The 18,586-nt window shown below is 43.1% G+C and carries 14 protein-coding genes; 2 read left to right on the top strand and 12 right to left on the bottom strand.

The window, feature by feature from the left end:
• Nucleotide 1 precedes the first annotated feature (1 nt).
• The 6 genes from LDL79_RS12735 to LDL79_RS12710 all read right to left on the bottom strand — a co-directional run bounded on the left by LDL79_RS12735 (nt 2) and on the right by LDL79_RS12710 (nt 7,405).
• The gene (locus tag LDL79_RS12735) at nt 2-898 is read right to left on the bottom strand and encodes a DUF58 domain-containing protein (RefSeq protein ID WP_225597943.1); all 897 of its coding nucleotides are present in this window, start codon (nt 896-898) and stop codon (nt 2-4) included.
• A gap of 6 nt (nt 899-904) precedes the next feature.
• Nucleotides 905-1,897 (bottom strand): AAA family ATPase, encoded by a 993-nt coding sequence (locus tag LDL79_RS12730; protein WP_225597942.1) that lies wholly within the window; start codon nt 1,895-1,897, stop codon nt 905-907.
• Between the two features lie 9 nt (nt 1,898-1,906).
• Nucleotides 1,907-2,527, bottom strand: coding sequence for a DUF4159 domain-containing protein (locus tag LDL79_RS12725; RefSeq protein ID WP_225599975.1), 621 nt, complete (start codon nt 2,525-2,527; stop codon nt 1,907-1,909).
• 117 nt (nt 2,528-2,644) lie between these two features.
• A complete protein-coding gene (locus LDL79_RS12720) occupies nt 2,645-3,961 on the bottom strand; it encodes a TldD/PmbA family protein (RefSeq protein WP_167596451.1) in 1,317 nt (438 codons plus the stop codon).
• Between the two features lie 31 nt (nt 3,962-3,992).
• Nucleotides 3,993-5,633, bottom strand: a complete 1,641-nt coding sequence (locus tag LDL79_RS12715; protein WP_225597941.1) for a TldD/PmbA family protein — start codon at nt 5,631-5,633, stop codon at nt 3,993-3,995.
• Between the two features lie 380 nt (nt 5,634-6,013).
• Nucleotides 6,014-7,405: a glycoside hydrolase family 28 protein gene (locus LDL79_RS12710; RefSeq protein ID WP_225597940.1), complete on the bottom strand. Its 1,392-nt coding sequence runs from the start codon at nt 7,403-7,405 to the stop codon at nt 6,014-6,016.
• A 292-nt stretch (nt 7,406-7,697) separates the two neighbouring features.
• Here LDL79_RS12710 and LDL79_RS12705 point away from each other — a divergent pair, with 292 nt between their 5' ends.
• Both LDL79_RS12705 and LDL79_RS12700 read left to right on the top strand, forming a co-directional pair.
• Nucleotides 7,698-8,114 (top strand): hypothetical protein, encoded by a 417-nt coding sequence (locus tag LDL79_RS12705; protein ID WP_225597939.1) that lies wholly within the window; start codon nt 7,698-7,700, stop codon nt 8,112-8,114.
• A 188-nt stretch (nt 8,115-8,302) separates the two neighbouring features.
• The gene (locus LDL79_RS12700; protein WP_072984619.1) at nt 8,303-8,518 is read left to right on the top strand and encodes a hypothetical protein; all 216 of its coding nucleotides are present in this window, start codon (nt 8,303-8,305) and stop codon (nt 8,516-8,518) included.
• 61 nt (nt 8,519-8,579) lie between these two features.
• Here the strand turns inward: LDL79_RS12700 and LDL79_RS12695 are convergent, their stop codons facing one another.
• The 6 genes from LDL79_RS12695 to LDL79_RS12670 all read right to left on the bottom strand — a co-directional run bounded on the left by LDL79_RS12695 (nt 8,580) and on the right by LDL79_RS12670 (nt 18,585).
• Complete coding sequence (locus tag LDL79_RS12695) at nt 8,580-10,139, bottom strand: NAD(P)/FAD-dependent oxidoreductase (RefSeq protein WP_225597938.1); 1,560 nt, start codon at nt 10,137-10,139, stop codon at nt 8,580-8,582.
• 107 nt (nt 10,140-10,246) lie between these two features.
• A complete protein-coding gene (locus LDL79_RS12690) occupies nt 10,247-11,011 on the bottom strand; it encodes a glycoside hydrolase family 16 protein (protein ID WP_225597937.1) in 765 nt (254 codons plus the stop codon).
• Entirely contained in the window at nt 11,011-13,290 is a 2,280-nt protein-coding gene (gene bglX, locus LDL79_RS12685; RefSeq protein WP_225597936.1) for a beta-glucosidase BglX, read from the bottom strand. Before bglX ends, LDL79_RS12690 begins: the two co-directional genes overlap by 1 nt.
• Nucleotides 13,291-13,306: 16 nt before the next feature.
• Entirely contained in the window at nt 13,307-14,953 is a 1,647-nt protein-coding gene (locus LDL79_RS12680; protein ID WP_225597935.1) for a family 16 glycosylhydrolase, read from the bottom strand.
• Between the two features lie 20 nt (nt 14,954-14,973).
• On the bottom strand, nt 14,974-17,094 hold the full coding sequence (locus LDL79_RS12675) for a hypothetical protein (protein ID WP_225597934.1): 2,121 nt from the start codon (nt 17,092-17,094) through the stop codon (nt 14,974-14,976).
• An 18-nt stretch (nt 17,095-17,112) separates the two neighbouring features.
• A complete protein-coding gene (locus tag LDL79_RS12670) occupies nt 17,113-18,585 on the bottom strand; it encodes a RagB/SusD family nutrient uptake outer membrane protein (protein ID WP_225597933.1) in 1,473 nt (490 codons plus the stop codon).
• Nucleotide 18,586 lies beyond the last annotated feature (1 nt).

Below are 18,586 nucleotides of genomic sequence, written 5' to 3'. Positions count from 1 at the left end.
ATTAAACGAGATTTATGCGTTTTTTGAGGAACAGATTCAGGGTTTCTCCCAGCGGTTCGCCCATCGTAAATACCTGATGACTGATGCCCTGATTCAGCAACAGTTCTTCCGTTTGTTTGAATTTATTGTGCAAGGTTTCCAGATAGTGCTTCTTGGCCTCCTTTGCCGAAACCTTCAACTTGCTCCCGGTCTCGAGATCTTCAAAAGTCACTGTGCCTTTATAGTCAAAATTCACCTCTTCTTTCCCCATAATTTGCAACACCGCTACTTCATTCCGCGACGTTTTCAAGGCTTTTATGAATGCTGAAAGTTCGTCGCTATGCTCATACATATCAGTAATAAAAAAGATGAGTTCTTTACGGCCGCGCTCGTGCAATCGCTCATTAGTTATGGCACTCATCGGCCAGCTTCCGGTGGTTTCCACCGTGAGTAATTCCTGGAGCAAACGGTTAAAATGCTGTATGCTGGCTTTAGGATAAATGGTGGTCAGGTTATTTTCGCTTAAAGCGAAAAGGCCTACTTCATCCCCTTGTTGATGTGCGAGGTACGCAAGGCTTGCCACCAAAACCCTAGCATAATCCATTTTGGTCAGCTCGCCTTCCTGATGTGCCATCGAGTTACTTGCGTCGAGAATAAACTTCACCGAAACCTGAGATTCAATCTCTGATTGCTTGATGTAATAGCGCCCGGAGCGCGCCAGCATTTTCCAGTCGAGCAAACGCAGATCATCTCCCGGTTCATAACCGCGGTACTGACTGAATTCCATACCGCTGCCGAGACTTTTACTGCGATTTAAACCTTGCAAATAGCCATCAACAACCACCCGAGCAATCAGGCTGAGTCCTGACACTTCGTGCAGGATTTCCGGTTTGAGGAGTTCTTGATAGTTGGTTTGCATCCCGATTTATAAAATGGTTTCCAATAGTTTTTGAGTAACCGTATCTGTCGTAATGTTTGCAGCCTCCGCTTTAAAATTGACGATCACGCGATGGCGCAACACCGGGAAAGCTACAAACTTCAAATCGTCTGGAGTCACGGATAGTCGGCCTTGCGAAAGTGCTCTGGCTTTTGCGGTTAAGATCATTGCCTGGCCTGCACGTGGCCCTGCTCCCCAACTTACCCATTGTTTGACGTATTCGTCACTTGTAGTTTCAGGGCGGGTAGCTCTGATGATCTTGCTCACTTTGCTTATCAGTTCGTCACTGATGGGAACTTCACGCACGAGTTGCTGTAAGCGTATGATCTCTTGTCCGCTCAGCACCGACTCTACTTTTGCTTTTTTAGAACTCGTTGTGGCTTTTAAAATCGTGGTTTCCTCTGCTTCGGTTGGATAGCCAATACGGATGTAGAGTAAAAAACGGTCTTGTTGTGCTTCCGGCAAAGGGAAAGTTCCCGATTGTTCGATGGGGTTTTGCGTTGCGAGAATAAAGAAGGGCTTATCCAGCGCGTAGGTTTTCCCGGAATAAGTCACCTCAAATTCCTGCATCGCCTCGAGCAAGGCCGCCTGTGTTTTGGGCGGCGTACGGTTGATCTCATCAGCGAGGATGATGTTTGAGAAAATAGGACCTTTATTGAACTCAAAGAATTTCTTCCCTGTGGTTTGATCTTCTTCGAGGATTTCGGTCCCTATGATGTCACTGGGCATCAAATCTGGCGTAAACTGAATGCGCTTGAATTTCAGGTCTATGGCTTGCGCCAAAGTGCGTATCATCAAGGTTTTTGCCAGTCCGGGAACCCCTTCTAGCAAGGCGTGGCCACCCGCCAAAAAAGTAATCAGCAACTGCTCGACCGTTTCTTCCTGACCAATGATGATCTTGCCTATTTCTTGTTTGAGCTGTGTGATTTTCGCCGTAAGGCTATTTACCTCCTGCTCGATTTTCACCAAGTTGTTATCCATACGTTTAAGTTATGAGGTCAGGGCATACATCACAATGTTCACCCCAAATCGTGTATTGTCTATTCTATAAAATCGCTTGTTCCTAAAGTCATAATCCCACTCGCAACCGTAGTCTTTGTTGCTATAAAGCACCCCGATGCGTCCGTTGATCTCAATAGCTTTTAAATATTCGTGCACCAGATCATCTCCCCAACCGTTCAGCTCCTGAGAGGTTGCCGGCGGTCCATCTTCAAATTCAAAGAAAGAAGAATAGAGTTCGTGATCGTTCGGGATTTTTTTGAGTTCGTCAGGGCCAAAAATCTCTTCCATTTGTCGCTCAAAAGATTTTGCAAAGAGTCCGTCGATATCGTGATTGCAATCGTCTGCAAATACAAAACCGCCATTGCGCACATAATTCTCAAAATTCTCGCGTTCTTTGGGTGTAAACTGCACCAGTTTATGTCCCGAGATATAACAAAACGGACATTCAAAAATCGCATCACTACTTAGCGAGATGATATTTTCAGTGGTACTGATCTTAAGCGTAGTGTATTCCACAAGCGAGTTGAGCAAGTTGGAGGGCATACGCTGGTCTACATCCCAGTCGCCCGACTCATATTGCAATCGTGTGAAGAAAAATTCGGTATTCAACGGAAGTTCAAGGGGTTTGCTATTTCTATTTTTGGCGAAAGCCAAACTTCAATACATATTAAAGAAAAAGAAAAACTGGCTACTTAAGAAGTAACCAGTTTCTAATTATTTTTTTGTTTAAACCGCGTCTGACAGGCTGGTAAACGTAAAGTCTCTGACCTTCATATACGGAAGAAGGTTTCCATTTACGCGTACCTGTTTACCCAAGGCTTCAAGGTTGTTGAGCATAATGATCGGACTCTCATTAAATCGGAAATTCTTCACCGGATATTTGATCTGTCCGTTTTCGATATAAAAAGTTCCGTCGCGGGTTAGTCCTGTAAACAAGAGCGTTTGCGGGTCAACCGAACGAATGTACCAGAAACGCGTCACTAAGATTCCGCGTTTTGTACTTTTGATCATTTCGTCAAAAGAGGTATCCCCACCTTCCATAATCATATTGGCTGCAAAAGGTACCGGCTCAACACCTTGCTGCGATGCCCAGTAGCGGTCGTAAGCTAGATTTTTTACGACTCCGTTTTCTATCCATTGTGTTTTTTTGCGTGGTAAACCATCGCCGCTCCAGGTTGAAGCAGGAACATCAGGATGCAATGGGTCTGACCAAATGTTCACGCGCTCGTCAACAATTTTCTCTCCTAATTTTGTTCCTCCACCTTCTTTAGACATAAAGCTTCGGCCTTCATCAGCTGTACGTGCGTTGAAAGCGCCACGAAATCTACCCAGTAAATCACTTGCTGCAGCAGGTTCTAAGATCACGGTATAACGCCCCGGCTCGATTGCTCTCGCCTCACGCGACATCACCGCTTTATCTATTGCGATCGCTGATGCTTCTTCGGCATCAAACTTGGTAATGTCATTATAATCGCGCGTCACCCATCCTGAACCGGTACCATCATTGGTTCGCATTGTCACGGTAAAATCAACATTGGTCGATTTGTTGTAGGCGAACAATCCGTTTGAATTGAGCATCGCGCTAAAGCCAGCTCCATCGTCTAAGAATCCGGCAGCCGTCACATCCTGCTCAGCGGCCGGTTTGATGCTGTTTGCAGCAACCTCCGCTCGATATTCGGGGGTTACATTCGCTGTAGCATCTACATAGGTAATTGATTTGTCATAGGTTTGCGGACCTAGAGGTTCCATATATTCGGGATTCTCCGGTGAAAGCTGCGCCAATTCTTCTGAGCGACGCACTACTTTTTCTAGAGATTCATCGTCAAATTCGTCGATGGTTGCTGTTCCCGATTTCTTTCCGAAACTCGACTCTACAGCCAAGCTTTGGTTAGACTGGTGCCCGGCGGTAGAAACGGTATTTCGCGCATAACGGATATTTCCGCTCTCGCTTCCGCCTAGATTCATTACACACGCATCGGCCTTAGAAAAGCTCATCGCCTTCTCTAAGATCGCTCGTGCTTCTTCTTCAGTATATATTGCCATTGTACTTTGTATTAAATGTTAGATAAAAGAGTTAGACCGATCTGCCTGTGTTGATGACATTAGCACCATTAAAACGCGCCGTTGAACTACCGTGAGAAACGGCACTTACCTGAGAAGGTTGCCCTTTTCCGTCAAAGAACGAACCGAATAATCGGTAATCTTTCTCATCACAAATCTTTGCACACGAATTCCAGAATTCCTGCGTGTTCGATTGATAAGCCACGTCATTCAACATGCCTACAATCTTACCATCTTTTATCTCGTAGAATACCGTACCCCCAAACTGAAAGTTATAGCGCTGCTGGTCTATAGAATAACTACCGCGCCCAGCGATATAGATTCCTTTTTCTACGTCTTTGATCATTTCTTCTACTGAATACGGCTCTTTGCCCGGCTCAAGTGAAACGTTAGGCATACGCTGAAACTGAACATCATTCCAGCTCTGTGCATAGCAACATCCGTGGGATTCATTCTGACCTAGAATGCTTACCTGATCACGAATCGCTTCATAATTCACCAGGGTTCCATTACGAATCAAATCCCATTTCTTGGTCTTCACACCTTCATCATCATAACCTACAGCACCAAGGGAATGCGGTTGTGTTTTATCGGCTACGATGTTTACGATGTCACTACCGTATTTAAAGTCACCGGCTTTCCATTTATCTAAGGTAGCAAAACTGGTTCCTGCATAATTGGCTTCATAACCCAATACACGGTCAAGCTCCAGCGGGTGGCCTACCGACTCGTGAATGGTCAAGCCAAGATGATTTGGTTCTAAAACCAAATCATATTTGCCCGGCATTACAGACTCAGCAGTAAGCATTTCTTTTGCCTGCTTCGCCGCTGTTGTTGCATCTTCAATGATATCATAGCTGTTGCGGTACAGGTTGAATCCTGCCGGACTCTTGAGTTTTTCGCTATCTAGTCCGTCCATATATTCGTACCCCATTCCCATCGGTGCGCTGAGCGCATCACGAGACTTGAATTTACCCGCCTCGCGGTCTATGGCTGTAACGCCAAAGGTGGGCCAGATGCGATGAATATCCTGGTCGATATAAGAACCATCAGTAGATGCAAAATACTTTTGTTCATTCACCATAAACAAGGCCGAATTCACAAAGTTGGCTCCTGCGTTCATTGCCGCTGCATTTGCATCGAGTAGCAACTCTACTTTCTCAGAAACCGGAACTTCTCTAAAATCTTTTACAATTGGTGTTTTCCAGCTTACTTCACCGTGTGCTTCTACAGGAGCAAGCGTTACCGGCTCCGTTTGAATTTTTGAATTTGCCTTTGCTATAGAAACTGCTTGTTGTGTGGCTTTTTTGATTCCTGCATCGGTTACATCGTTGGTTGATGCAAAGCCCCAAGTTCCATTAGCGATCACGCGTACCCCAATACCAAAAGATTCAGTATTTACTACATTTTGCACTTTATCCTCACGGGTAAATACATATTGATTAAGGTAGCGACCTATACGCGCATCGGCATACGAAGCGCCGAGGGAGCGTGCGGTGTTTAGCGCCACATCGGCCAGTGATTTTTTGGTAGCAATATCAAGACCAGGTTCTAATAATGCTTCGGCGGCGATGTTGTTTCCCATCATTGCTGAAGGCACCATCAACGCTCCCGCTCCCAATCCTGCTAATTGCACAAAATTTCTTCTTTTCATAAAAACGGTTTGAGTTTTTGATTAATGAACTATATCCCACCACTAAAGCCTAAACCTTTAAAATTCTGCTAAAAAAGCAGGATTCAAAATCAGTAAATCTTCTGTAAATCCAGTGAGAGACGAGCCCTAAACTAATCGATATAATTTTCTCAATATCTTAAAAAAAGCTTAAAAACTTAAAATTTTAACAAAAAGAAGTGTACGTTTTAGGAATGTGCTAATGTTTCTGCACAATTCGCAATTTAAGCGTCATTAAATAAGAAGTTCGAAATTATGGGCTTTTTGATTTACCAAATTGACATTTACCCTAATCAATAAAAAAGCCCGAATGAAAATTCGGGCTTGGTTAGCAATCTATATGTTAAGTATTACAAATAGTTTTATTCCGTACGTTTAAAATTCTCAACATTTTGATGAATCGTTTCGGTATCCCGAATAGAATCAACCTGGATAGTAGTTAACTGAATTTCTCGCACCGGCAATTCTGCTTCACCCAAAATGCGCGAGACAAAATCAACATTTTCGGCTTTGATATTTTTCATATGTATTTGTTCAATCTGCGTCAAACGGCGCTCGTAGGTAGGCACAAGATCACGCCACTGGTACAGCACATCGGTCTCGATACCCAGCACGCCCATATCGATTCTTCCGGCTTTGATATTTTCCATATAAATATTCTTTACATATCCTCCTCGCCGCTCGTTAGTCTTTATAAAGAGTAAATGATTGAGTTTTGCATTGGGTTCAACTTCACAATTTTCCATATAAATATTTTCAACCCCGCCAGAGAGTTCGCTCCCTATGGCTAACAACTGGTGCCCGTTTTTAACTAGACAATTACGTACAACCACATTTCTTACCGGAGTGTTGAGACGCCAAGCATCTTGATTACGGCCTGCTTTAACTGCGATGGCATCATCGCCCTGATCAAAAACACAGTCTTCAATAAGTACATTTTGACTCATTTCAGGATCCACTCCATCATTATTATGACCGTGCGCATACACATTTACATTTCTGATGACTACATCAGAAGATAGGTAGGGATGAATCACCCAAAACGGACTATTTTCTATCGAAATACCTTCTAAAAGTACTTTTTTGCAGCGGTTAAACTGAATGAATTGCGGTCTGAAATTAGCCGAATCATTAACCATTTGTCGCTCTTCTACCGGCACATCTTTAGAAGCCATTTCGTAAAGCTGCTTCAGGTTTTGCATATGACCAGATGGCCGTGCAAACCATACTTTCCAGGTATCCATTTTTGCTTTTAACTTGCCTTTGCCAGTGATGGCAACATTTTCACAATCGTAAGCATAAATCAATGGGGAGTAATTGTAGCATTCCATCCCTTCCCAAGTACTCAGCACCGCAGGTAAATAATCTTGTGGATTTTCTGAAAAGAGCAATGTTGCTCCTTCTTCCAAATGTAGATTTACGTGACTCTTAAAATGGATTTTTGAAGTAAGCCACTCCCCTTTTGGAATGACCACCGTTCCTCCATTACGCGCGTGCGCACTGTCTATGGCAGTAGCGATAGCCTTTGAAGTTTTGTCTTGATCAGTCTGCTCTGCACCAAAGTCGGTGATTAAAAATTGCGGTGCGTTCTTAAAATCCGGAGTTTGTATGTTGTAGTTGCCAAAAGGAGCCGTGACATTCAGCGTATCGATAATTAAGAAATTTTCTGCGGAAGTTTTAGTTTCCTTTTGATTTTTACAAGAGAACAAACTGATGAGGAGTGTTACAAGTAGCGTGGATTTTAAGAGCTTCATATTTAATAGTTTGTTGGAAAAGTACGTATCTACACGCTTCCATTTATCCTGTTCTTACCTGTACAACGACCTAGTCTCAAGTCGAATACATTAATACATTAGCAGAGGGGATGAACCTTAAACTTTCAGAATACATTACCCTACACGGTTATTACAACGAATATTTTATCATTTCAACTAAAACTCTCATATATAATGTCTTACTCCGCGTACAAATTTTTAGCTTTAGAAAACGTTGTAATTCGTTTAACCACAGCAACCAACAAGAATTTTAAACCTAAGCCTAACCCGAATGAATTTAGTTTATCAAGGAAATAACAGTCTTGTAGATAGTGCGGTGCGCCGTGCTACTCAAGTCATCAACAGTTCGTTTTTTCAAAAACATCTTTTAGAGCATTTAAATAATGACGATGCACAATTGACTCAGCAATTATTGCATCACATCAATACCTCAACCCAAGAAAATTTGATCATACATACGTATTGGAATGTTTTAAAGCGCGATAAAATCACCTTAACCACAAACCCTGATACCTTGCGCATCAACTTGGCGCATTTTAGAAAATCGAGAGGACTTATTTTAGAACAAATAGTGCGAAATTATACCCTATTAGAATTTAAAAAACTGAAAGCAAATTTTACCGAAAATGCTTCTCGTGATGAGATTTTGGCGTCCAGAATTTCGTCTTTAGCGAATGTGTATGCGTAGTAAGGGTTGTTTATTGTGTATTCAAAAGAACAAAAACAGATCAATTATTTAATTATCAATTGATTAGCTCCCAAACCATACCGCTAAAAAAACGTTTATTTTTTTGAAAAAATAGTATCTGATTTTGTTGCACGAATTAGAATTTAAATTACATTCGCTCGCATTTTTAACGCAATAAATCACATTCTATGAAACGCAATATTTTAGCTGGTTTCGCACTGAGTTTAATGATCACTGTTTCTTCTTGTAGAGAGTCTGCAGAAGCAACTACTGATGAGTCTATGCAAGAAACTTCAATGGAGGAAGTAACTCCTGAAGCTCCTGTTTTAGAAGAAGCTCCTGTTGAAGCTCCTGCTGAAGTTGTAGTTGACAGCGCTGCTGTTACTACTCCAGAAGCTGAATAATCAAGTCTTTTTTTCAGCTTTTAAAACATACAAAGCCTTGCAGAAGCAAGGCTTTGTTCTTTTATGCCAATTGGTATTTTTTAGCGATCGCATCTACGCAATTAATCCCGTCGATGGCTGCAGACATAATTCCACCAGCATAGCCTGCTCCTTCTCCACAAGGATACAATCCTTTAACTTCTATATGTTCTAAAGTTTCCGGATTTCTAGGAATAGAAATCGGAGACGAGGTACGACTTTCGGGCGCGTGTAATACGGCATCTTTTGAAAGATATCCCGGCATTTTCTTATTAAACAGCACAAACGCTTTCTTGAGTCGATTTGCTATTAATTTTGGAAGCACTTTATTCAAGTCGGCACTCACGATTCCCGGTTGATAAGAAGTCTTCGGAAAATCATTACTTAATCTTCCGTTTACAAAATCAGTCATACGCTGTGCCGGCACTTGTTGTGTTTTCCCACCCGCAATCCAGCAAGCACGCTCCACTTCCTTCTGAAAATTCAGGCTAACAAAAGGATCATCTGGAGTATAATTAGGTAAATCCTTAGGTTCAACGCTGACCACTATTCCAGAATTGGCGTACGGATTATTTCGTTTACTAGGACTCCAGCCATTGGTAACCACTTCTTCCTGTTGGGTTGCACAAGGCGCGATGATTCCACCGGGGCACATACAAAATGAATATACGCCCATCCCATCTACCTGCTCCACCAGACTGTAAGCGGCAGGCGGCAAGTACGGATTGTCAGTTTCCCCGTGATACTGAATATAATTGATCACTTCCTGCTGATGTTCGGCGCGTACACCCAGCGCAAAAGGTTTGGCTTCGATCTTCACTCCTTTGTCGTGCAATAAATAAAAAATATCTCGAGCTGAATGCCCAGTCGCCAGAACCACCTCATCAAAAGCATATTGCTTTTCTTCATTGATCACAATGCCTTTTAAGACCTTATTTTCAATATGAAGATCCGTGAGTTTAGCATTAAAATGTACTTCTCCACCGGCAGCAATGATCGCTTCCCGCATTGCGGAAATCACTTTCGGTAATTTGTTAGTTCCAATATGCGGGTGTGCATCTACCAAAATATCTTCGTCTGCGCCAAAATGCACTAGCCATTCTAAACCTTTAAGTACATTACCGCGCTTTTTTGAACGGGTATATAATTTTCCGTCAGAATAAGTTCCGGCGCCTCCTTCCCCAAAACAATAATTAGATTCCGGATTTACAAGCTGGTCTTTATTTATCTTTGCCAGATCTCTTCGGCGCTCGCGCACATCTTTTCCACGTTCAAATACAATGGGCCTCAAGCCGGCTTCAATAGCGCGCAAAGCTGCATACAATCCGGCAGGACCGGCGCCTATAATGGCAATCTTTGGTGCATTACTTACGTCTTTCGGTACAAAACGATTCAAAGGTTCGAGCTGTTCATCTTGCTGCCAAATTTCAATCTGCAATTGTAATTTTATGGGCTTATTTCTAGCATCAATAGAGCGCTTTCTAATGCGCCAATCGGTCACAGATACCGCTTTGATCTTTGTTTTCCCTAAAGCTTGCTGAAGAATGTATTCTCGATTTTCCAGCAGTTCTGGTCTAATCGTAATTGAGGTAAGTGTACTCATAGACTGCAAATATACTTGCTATTTAGATCATCTCACGTGCTTCGATAAAAAAAGGCCTTGCGCATCACACAAGACCTCAAAACAAACAACGTATTTATGAAACTAAACTAAGGTTCTAACTGATATACCCGTACATAATCTATCGCATATTCCTGCGGAAAAATTGAATCATCTACTTCGGGGCCACCAAAGTTTCCGCCGATGGCTAGATTTATAATGAAGTAAAAAGGCTGGTCAAACGGCCAAACTGCTTTGGTCTTATCTTCAGGATTATAAACGAAAACCGATTGATCGTCTACGAAGAACTCTATTTGCTCCGGTGACCATTCTGCAGCATACACGTGATAGCCCTCTTCAATATCCTCAAACTTTGTTTTTTTACTGAAGGCAGAATCGCCGTGCCCCGCAGGCACGTGCAAGGTGGTGTACACCATATCTTCTTCTCTACCCACGTACTCCAGAATGTCGATCTCGCCACAAGCCGGCCAGCCTACTTCTTTAATATCGCTGCCTAGCATCCAGAATGCAGGCCAGATCCCCTGTCCCACCGCTACCTTTGCACGCGCTTCCATTCTTCCATACTGAAATTCGTGTTTTCCTTGTGTGGTTATGCGGGTTGAAGTGTAAAGATCTCCTTCCTTTTTTGCGGTAATGATCAACTTACCATCTTCAAGACGGTGATTCTCTTTCGTATAAACTTGACGCTCGTTATTTCCCCAACCACAAAGATTAGGGCAACCGTCACCGAGTTCAAAATTCCACGAGGTAAGGTCTAAGGCATCACCGTTAAACTCATCAGACCATACCAATTCACGCTCTTGTGCGTGAACTCCGAAACTGATTAGTGCTATAAATACTAGAACTTTTTTCATCACTTTTTATATTGAAAGCTTGCTTCTTTTAGATCTCTTGAATTGCTTCCCAACATCACGTTGAAGCTTCCTGATTCCGCTTCCCAAGTATTGTTAGCAGTATAGAACTCTAAAGTTTTTGCTGAAATTTCAAACGTCACTTTTTTGGTTTCTCCAGGATTTAAGCTTATCTGCTTAAAGTCTCGTAATTCTTTGACCGGCCGTGTACGGCTTGCAACCAAATCTCTAAGATACAGCTGTACCGTTTCTTTACCGGCAACGTCTCCCGTATTGGTCAATTCAATAGCTACCTCTAGTTTTTCTTCCCCTGAAAATTCACTTGCGCTTAAGCTGATCGCTCCATATTCAAAAGTTGTATAACTCAACCCGAAACCGAAAGGAAACAAGGCTTCGCGCGAACTGTCTTGATAACCCGAATATGTAACCATATTGCTTGCGGGTCGTCCTGTGTTCTTTTGATTGTAGTATAAAGGTTCTTGACCGACATTTCGTGGAAAAGAAACCGGCAATTTCCCTGACGGATTATAGGTTCCAAAAAGTACATCTGCAATGGCATTACCTGCTTGCGAACCTAAAAACCAGGTTTCTACAATCGCCGAAACTTGTTCGTTAGGTTTACTAATATCTAAGGGACGGCCATTCATCAATACCAAAACCACATTAGTATTCACTTTAACGACCTCATCAAGCAATTCCTGCTGTACACCGCGCAATTGAATCCCGGTTTGACTACGGCCTTCACCGGTTTGAAAAGCATCTTCACCCAAAACCATAACAACCACTTCAGACTTCTTTGCGGCTTCAATAGCTTTAGCAAAGCCGGAAGTATCGGTGTCATTGATTTCTAGCGGCATCAAGAAACTACGTTCTCCAATTCCTAAATCGGCACCTTTAGCATAATTGATTTGAACCTCATTGCCAACCGCTTTTTGAATTCCCTCTAAAACAGAAACCGCCGAATTCTTATCGGCTTGTGCGCGCCAGTTTCCTAATGGGGAATCTTTATCATCTGCCAACGGACCGATCACTGCAATGCTTTCTAAGGCTTTGCTCAATGGTAAAACCGAATTTTCATTTTTGAGCAAGACGATGGATTTACGTGCGATATCCCGGGCAGCTTCAAGGTGTGCTTCCGCAAGTAATACTTCTTGTTCGCGTTGCGCATCGCTGTATTTATACGGATCTTCAAAAAGTCCCAGATGAAATTTCACTCTTAAAATACGTCGTACCGCATCATCCAAAAGCGCTTCATCAATTGTATTTCCATTCACCAAAGGCTCCAGCGCTTCTTCATACACACGGCCTTCCATATCCATATCACTACCGGCAACTACAGCCAATTCACCGGCCTGCATTTTATCTTCAGCATACCCATGCGGAATCAGCTCAGCAATAGAACCCCAGTCTGAAACCATAAAACCTTTATAGTCCCAAGCGCCTTTTAAAATATCACGCTGCAAGTAAGTCGATGCAGTTGAAGGCACCCCATCGATCTCGTTGAACGAATTCATAAAGGTTGCTACACCGGCTTCGGCAGCAGCTTTAAACGGCAACAAAATGGCATTTTGCAACTCAGAAGTACCTACGTTTACCGTGTTGTAATCTCTGCCTGCTTCGGCAAAGCCATAACCTGCAAAATGTTTTGCACAAGCGGCAATGGTGGCAACATCTGCCAAATCGCTGCCTTGAAAACCTTTAATGCGTGCCACACCAGTCACCGCATTGAGATAAGGATCTTCACCGGCACCTTCCATAATACGGCCCCAGCGTGCATCGCGAGACACATCGATCATCGGTGCGAAAGTCCAGTGCACTCCGGCCGCGGCTGTTTCTTTAGCGGCGATACTTGCACTTAATTTCATCGCGTCGAGATCCCAGCTTGCGCTTTCTCCTAAAGGCACCGGAAACATTGTTTTATAGCCGTGAATCACATCATAGCCAAAAAGCAACGGAATTTTCAGTCTTGAGTTTTCCATTACGACTTGCTGTGCTTCGCGGGTAGCTTCAGCAGTGAGTACATTCAGCATAGAACCAACTTCGCCATTCTTTAGTTTTTGAAGTTTCGTTTTTGAATCGATATCAGATGGCGCACCGGTTACATCAAAGCTTCCGTTGTATTGCACCATTTGCCCAACCTTTTCCTTTACCGTCATCAATTCTAAAATCGAATCAATTTTGTGCTCAACCACAGGATCTAAGTCGTTGATTCCTTTGGTTTGGGCTTCTGACGTAAAGAACGGCGCGAAAACTGCGATCAATACAATTTTGAACTGTTTCATCGTTTTTTCTTTCAAATTAATCGCGCTGGTAAACACGTACGTAATCTACTTCCATAGCGCTCTGAGAAAAAGAGGCATCGACATCACCTCCAAGGTTTCCACCCATAGCGACATTGAGGATCATAAAGAAGTCCTTGTTAAAAGGCTTGGTTTCGTCATTTTGAAAAATGTGATACAACTCGTCATCTACATAAAAACGAATTTGCGTCTCGGTCCATTCTGCCGCATACACGTGGAATTCGCTACTTACCGTCTCTACCGTTGTTGCTTCTGAAATTGCATTAGCACCTGAATTCCCGGGGAAATGCAGCGTAGATAAAACCTCATTTTGATTACGACCTACGTGCTCCATAATATCGATCTCTCCGGCTCCCGGCCACGCATTGGTTTGATAATCTGCTCCCAACATCCAGATCGCAGGCCAAGTACCAACACCCTCGGGTAACTTAGCTCTGATCTCATAACGACCAAAGGTAAATTCCTGCAAACCTTCAGACTTTAAGCGTGCCGAAGTAAAGTCGAATCCCATATAGCTTTCGCGTTGCGCAGTTATTTTTAACACGCCATCTTCAACCACTACATTTTCGCTTCGGTCTGTATAATATTGTACTTCATTATTTCCCCAACCTGCTTGACCATTACCTAAATCATAGGTCCAGTTTGCAGGATTAGGAGCACCGTTAGTGTCAAATTCGTCTGACCAAACCAAATTAGGAAAGTCATCTTCTTCCGCTTGCGGTCCGCTACCTTGCACCGGTTTTTCAGCAGTTAAAATGATATACCACGCCAAACCTTGATCGTTACCCTGTACTGCTCTTAGCAACATTCGGTTTTCAGTAAGCGAAAGAATTTCATATTCATTGGTACCAATATAATAGCCTACAAAACCTTCGTTACTAATGGTCATTGCCGTACCGCGCTTACGCTCAGCAGCAACCACAGATTCTGATGGTGCTAAACTCACCGCACGCTCGCCAGAGGTATCAAACTCATAACAGCTATCGTCTGGTGATTGCCCATTAACCACGCTCGCATAGCTTCTATTAAAGAAACTCGCCCCGTTGTTATCATACTCATAGGTCAAATCTTCACCGGTCGTGGTACTAAAAATAAACTCATCGTCATAAGCACAGGTCGCCGCTGGAATATTGGCCAACGCAAAAGGCTCTGTAAATGAAAAATACGCCCAGAAATAGTTTTGCGTAGCATCATCATTATTAGGCCCAACACCCAAATGATTGGGTTCATTTGCTGCCCAATACCAGGTTTTGCTTCCGCCACCGGTTAACAACTCGATCGCTTCTGGGTCTGAGAAATCACTTTCTACCGTTACTTCTACCAACCTCGAACTGTTTACACCTCCCTGACCATAAGCCATTACCGTTACCTGGTAAGTATTGAGTCCGGTTTTTGTAAACCGCTTAGTGTACACTCCACTTGGCGCAACCGCTGTGGTTCCGTCAGGAAAAACAAACCTGTAGGTCACCGCATTGTCTGCGGTTGCGGTAAACGTTACATTTCCTGAGCCGTCGTCTGTCACATCCATAGTCACCTCAAGGTTTTGAGGTACTAAGATTTGCTCCAGAGTATTGTCATCATCCTGACAGCCTACTGCTAAAAACAGCAGTAAGCAATAGGATGTTATTTGAATTATCTTTTTCATGATATCTTACTATTTAATTCCTAGTTGTGGAAGTATACGTTGTCTACATAAACCGTTGTTGCTCCTGCAGGACCTCCGGAATAGATCAACTGTGCAATATTAGATTGCGAGGTTAGTGCGGTGAAATCTGCCAATGGAATATCTAAAGTCACCCACGTATTGCGCGTGAAGTCACCATTATCAAAATTCAATACGATCTCGTGCTCGCTGTCATCTCCTCCTTGATAAGTTCCATTAGCTCCAAAATCCACCAATTTAATACGAATTTGCGTCGCGTCGCCCGTCCAAATATCGGTGCTGAAGTGCGTCATAGCACTTGCATCAATTTGATTTACCGGCTCTGCACCTACAAAGTTTAATGCTGAATATTTCTTTACCGCATTTCCTGCTACTGCGATATCTTCAAGTGTTGCATCAGACCAATCTGTTCTCCATGTTGCCATCGCCTCATCGGTATACGCATCACTGAATAATGAGATCACATTTGCTGCGTCAAAGGTTGGTGCCGGTGCTGCCACTTGTGGACTGTCTGGTACTGCAGCCGCTTGGTTGTAGAAGTATAAATTATCTATGTAGAAGGTTCCGCCATTATCAGGCTGCACATCAAACTTGAATTGGAACACATTAGTTACCGAAATTTCCTGATCAGTAAATGCTGAAATTGGAATATCGATACTTGTCCATTCTCCGGCAGTCACTTCTAAGTTTACCGGACGCTCTCCTGATGTATCAATGATGAAAAACGGAATGCTTGTATAATCTGCAGACCAAACATCGATATGTACAAATTCGTATCCGGAAGCATCATACTCACCGCCAAGATCGATTCCCTGATAGTTAGCGTTTCCGTATTTAATTGCAGCGTTTCCAGCTAGATCTACTTGCTCATAGGTTGTTGATTGTCCCCAATTCGGGAAATAATTTACCGAAGCAGGATCTGTATAAGAATCACTGAAAATCGAAAGCACATCTGCTTCTGCCGCTTCCGGAGTTGGCGCAGCCATCACTGGCTCAGTCGCACCGCCGGTTTGCTCTATATCGTCGATATAGAAAGTTCCAGCTGTGGTACCCGGACCATCAACAAAAAACACCATCGTTGCATATTGCCCTGTAGGTACAAATGGTTCGCCAACACCCTGGCTTCCGTCGATGTAGCTTTTTACAGCTTCGGTAGCAAAATCAAAACTTAGGGTTTCCCATCCTGAACCCGTGTGGGTCTTAGTGATCTCGTTTTGACGTTCTCCGTTAACGCCTCCTTCAAATTTCAACAATACAGGTACTTCAACATCAGACCAGAATTTCAGAGTGATGGTTTTATTCGCTCCGCTGAAGTCAACCGGAGTACCCAAAGTGAATGCTCCACCTTCGTACTGAGCTCCAGAATTTGTGATCGCTCCTACGCTAGATGCAGTAGTGTTTGCTCCGGAAAGATCAGGATTGGTTACCACTTCAAAAGCAGCGCCATTGAACGTCCCGAAAGCGTAATTTACAGTAGGATCGTCAAAGGTGATTGGTAATGCAATAGGATCAACAGCACCGGTAATCGTTACTGTTTTAGTCAATTCAATGGTATTTGCACTTGCGCCCTTAGCCACAACGCGCACCATATAATCACCAGGTTCTTCATAAGTAAATTCTGCAGTGCTCCCAGCCATAACCGTAAGTGGTTCTTCCTCATCACTTGCACCAAAATACACATCAAACATAGTTGCATTGTCTGCTGTTGGTATTACTACAGCAGTAAGTCCGCTCACGGTAGTTTCAAAATCCAGATTTTCTGGTGCCGTAAACGATACTTTGATCATCTTGTTGAACTCGCTGGTTAATCCTGTAGATCCGGTTGCTGTGATACGTACCAGATACTCCCCTTCGGCATAGGTATAAGTGGTGCTTTCTCCTGCGTTTATAGTTATTGGTGCTTCTCCTTCAATACCAAAATCTATGGTAAAGGTTGAAGCACCTTCGCCTACAGGAGTAATAGTTACCATCCCTGTATCGTCCTGTGTGATCGCAAAGTTTGCAGTAACACCGGTAGGTGCAGAAATTTCTTGTAATGCATAATTTGTAATTACATCATCTTCACAAGCGGTAAAGATTTGGGCTACTGCCAAAAATGCTATTAGTAATCGTAAAATTTTCATCGTATCCTAGTGTATTAATTAGTATCCTTGATTTTGTTCCCAGCGATTTCCAGCCAGCTGAATCTCTATGGTAGGGATTGGGAATAATTCATTTTTATTTGCTGTAAAGCCCGGTATGTTTTGTGCCGCTCTCCCGGTACGTACCAAGTCGAAGAAGCGGTGTCCTTCACCTACCAGTTCTAGCCTTCTTTCTTCTAAAATAAAATCGGTAAGCGTGGCGCCGCTTGCAGCGATGTCGTGATCGGTATCGCCAAAAGCACGACGGCGTACACGGTTTAAGTATTCTCTTGCCAAAGCATCATTAGGATTAGCCTTACGGTTGTGTGCCTCTGCAGCCATAAGCAATACATCTGCAAAACGAATAGAACGGTAATTGTTAGGATTGGTAAGATTGGCATCTCCCAAATTGGCATCCCCTTTACGCGCAATGTATTTTCGGTTATAAAAACCGGTATGCTCGAAACCTTCATTGTATGTCGCTCCGTTTGCAGCGGCGAATTCTTCGATATTCAAAATAGCGATATCGCGACGCATATCTCCCGGTTCAAAAGCATCATAAGCTTCCTGTACAGGAACGTTAAAGCTGAATCCCGAGTCAAATAAAGGTCCGCTGTAATTACGTATTCCGTTGAAACCAACCGCTACATTTCCTTCACTACATTGCAAGCATCCAAAACCTGCTCCTTCTTTATCGGTGTATTGTACTTCAAAAACCGACTCGATATTGTTCTCACCTTCTAACTCAAAAATGGTGGAATAATCGTCTACCAAGTCATAAGGACCGGCAACCACCTGATCTAGTGCATTTGCAGCTTCGGTAAATTTATCTTGATACAGATAGGCTTTCCCTAACAATGCTCTTGCGGCTCCACTGGTGATTCGGCCTTCTTCAGCCTGAGTTGCCGGAAGCGTTTCCGCAGCAAAAATGAGATCTTGCTCAATTTGCGCATACACTTCTGCTCTTGGAGTTCTATCAACATTAAATTGATCTCCAAATAAAAGACGTTGATCTACCGCTAACGGCACATCACCAAACCATTTTATCAATTCGAAATAATAATAAGCACGTAAAAAACGCGCTTGAGCTATAATCTGATCTTTTCCTGAAAAATCAATTTTATCCTGAAACTCTAGAATGTAGTTTGCGCGGTTCACTCCGGCAAACATCCATCCCCAAATGTCACGCAGTTGCTGATTGACCGGCGTGTGGGTCATATTATCAATTTCCTGAATCCCCGGCGTGTCGGTAGCGCTCTCGCCACCGGCAAGGGTATTATCTGAAGCAATCTCACCGACCATTACATTCAAATAAGTTGCTTGTAACAGATCGTATGCGCCAACTAAGGCTTCCTGATAATCTTCTTCAGAATTGAAAAAATCCTCTGAATTCTCATTGATGGGGTCTACTTCTACAAAGTCGTCCCCGCAAGCCACCATAAGCACTGCGGCAAAAAGGCTTAAAAATGCACGTTGTATATTATATTTTTTCATC

The organism is Leeuwenhoekiella palythoae (genome assembly GCF_020310025.1).
GTDB lineage: Bacteria > Bacteroidota > Bacteroidia > Flavobacteriales > Flavobacteriaceae > Leeuwenhoekiella > Leeuwenhoekiella palythoae.
This window is presented reverse-complemented; position numbering and strand designations above follow the sequence as displayed.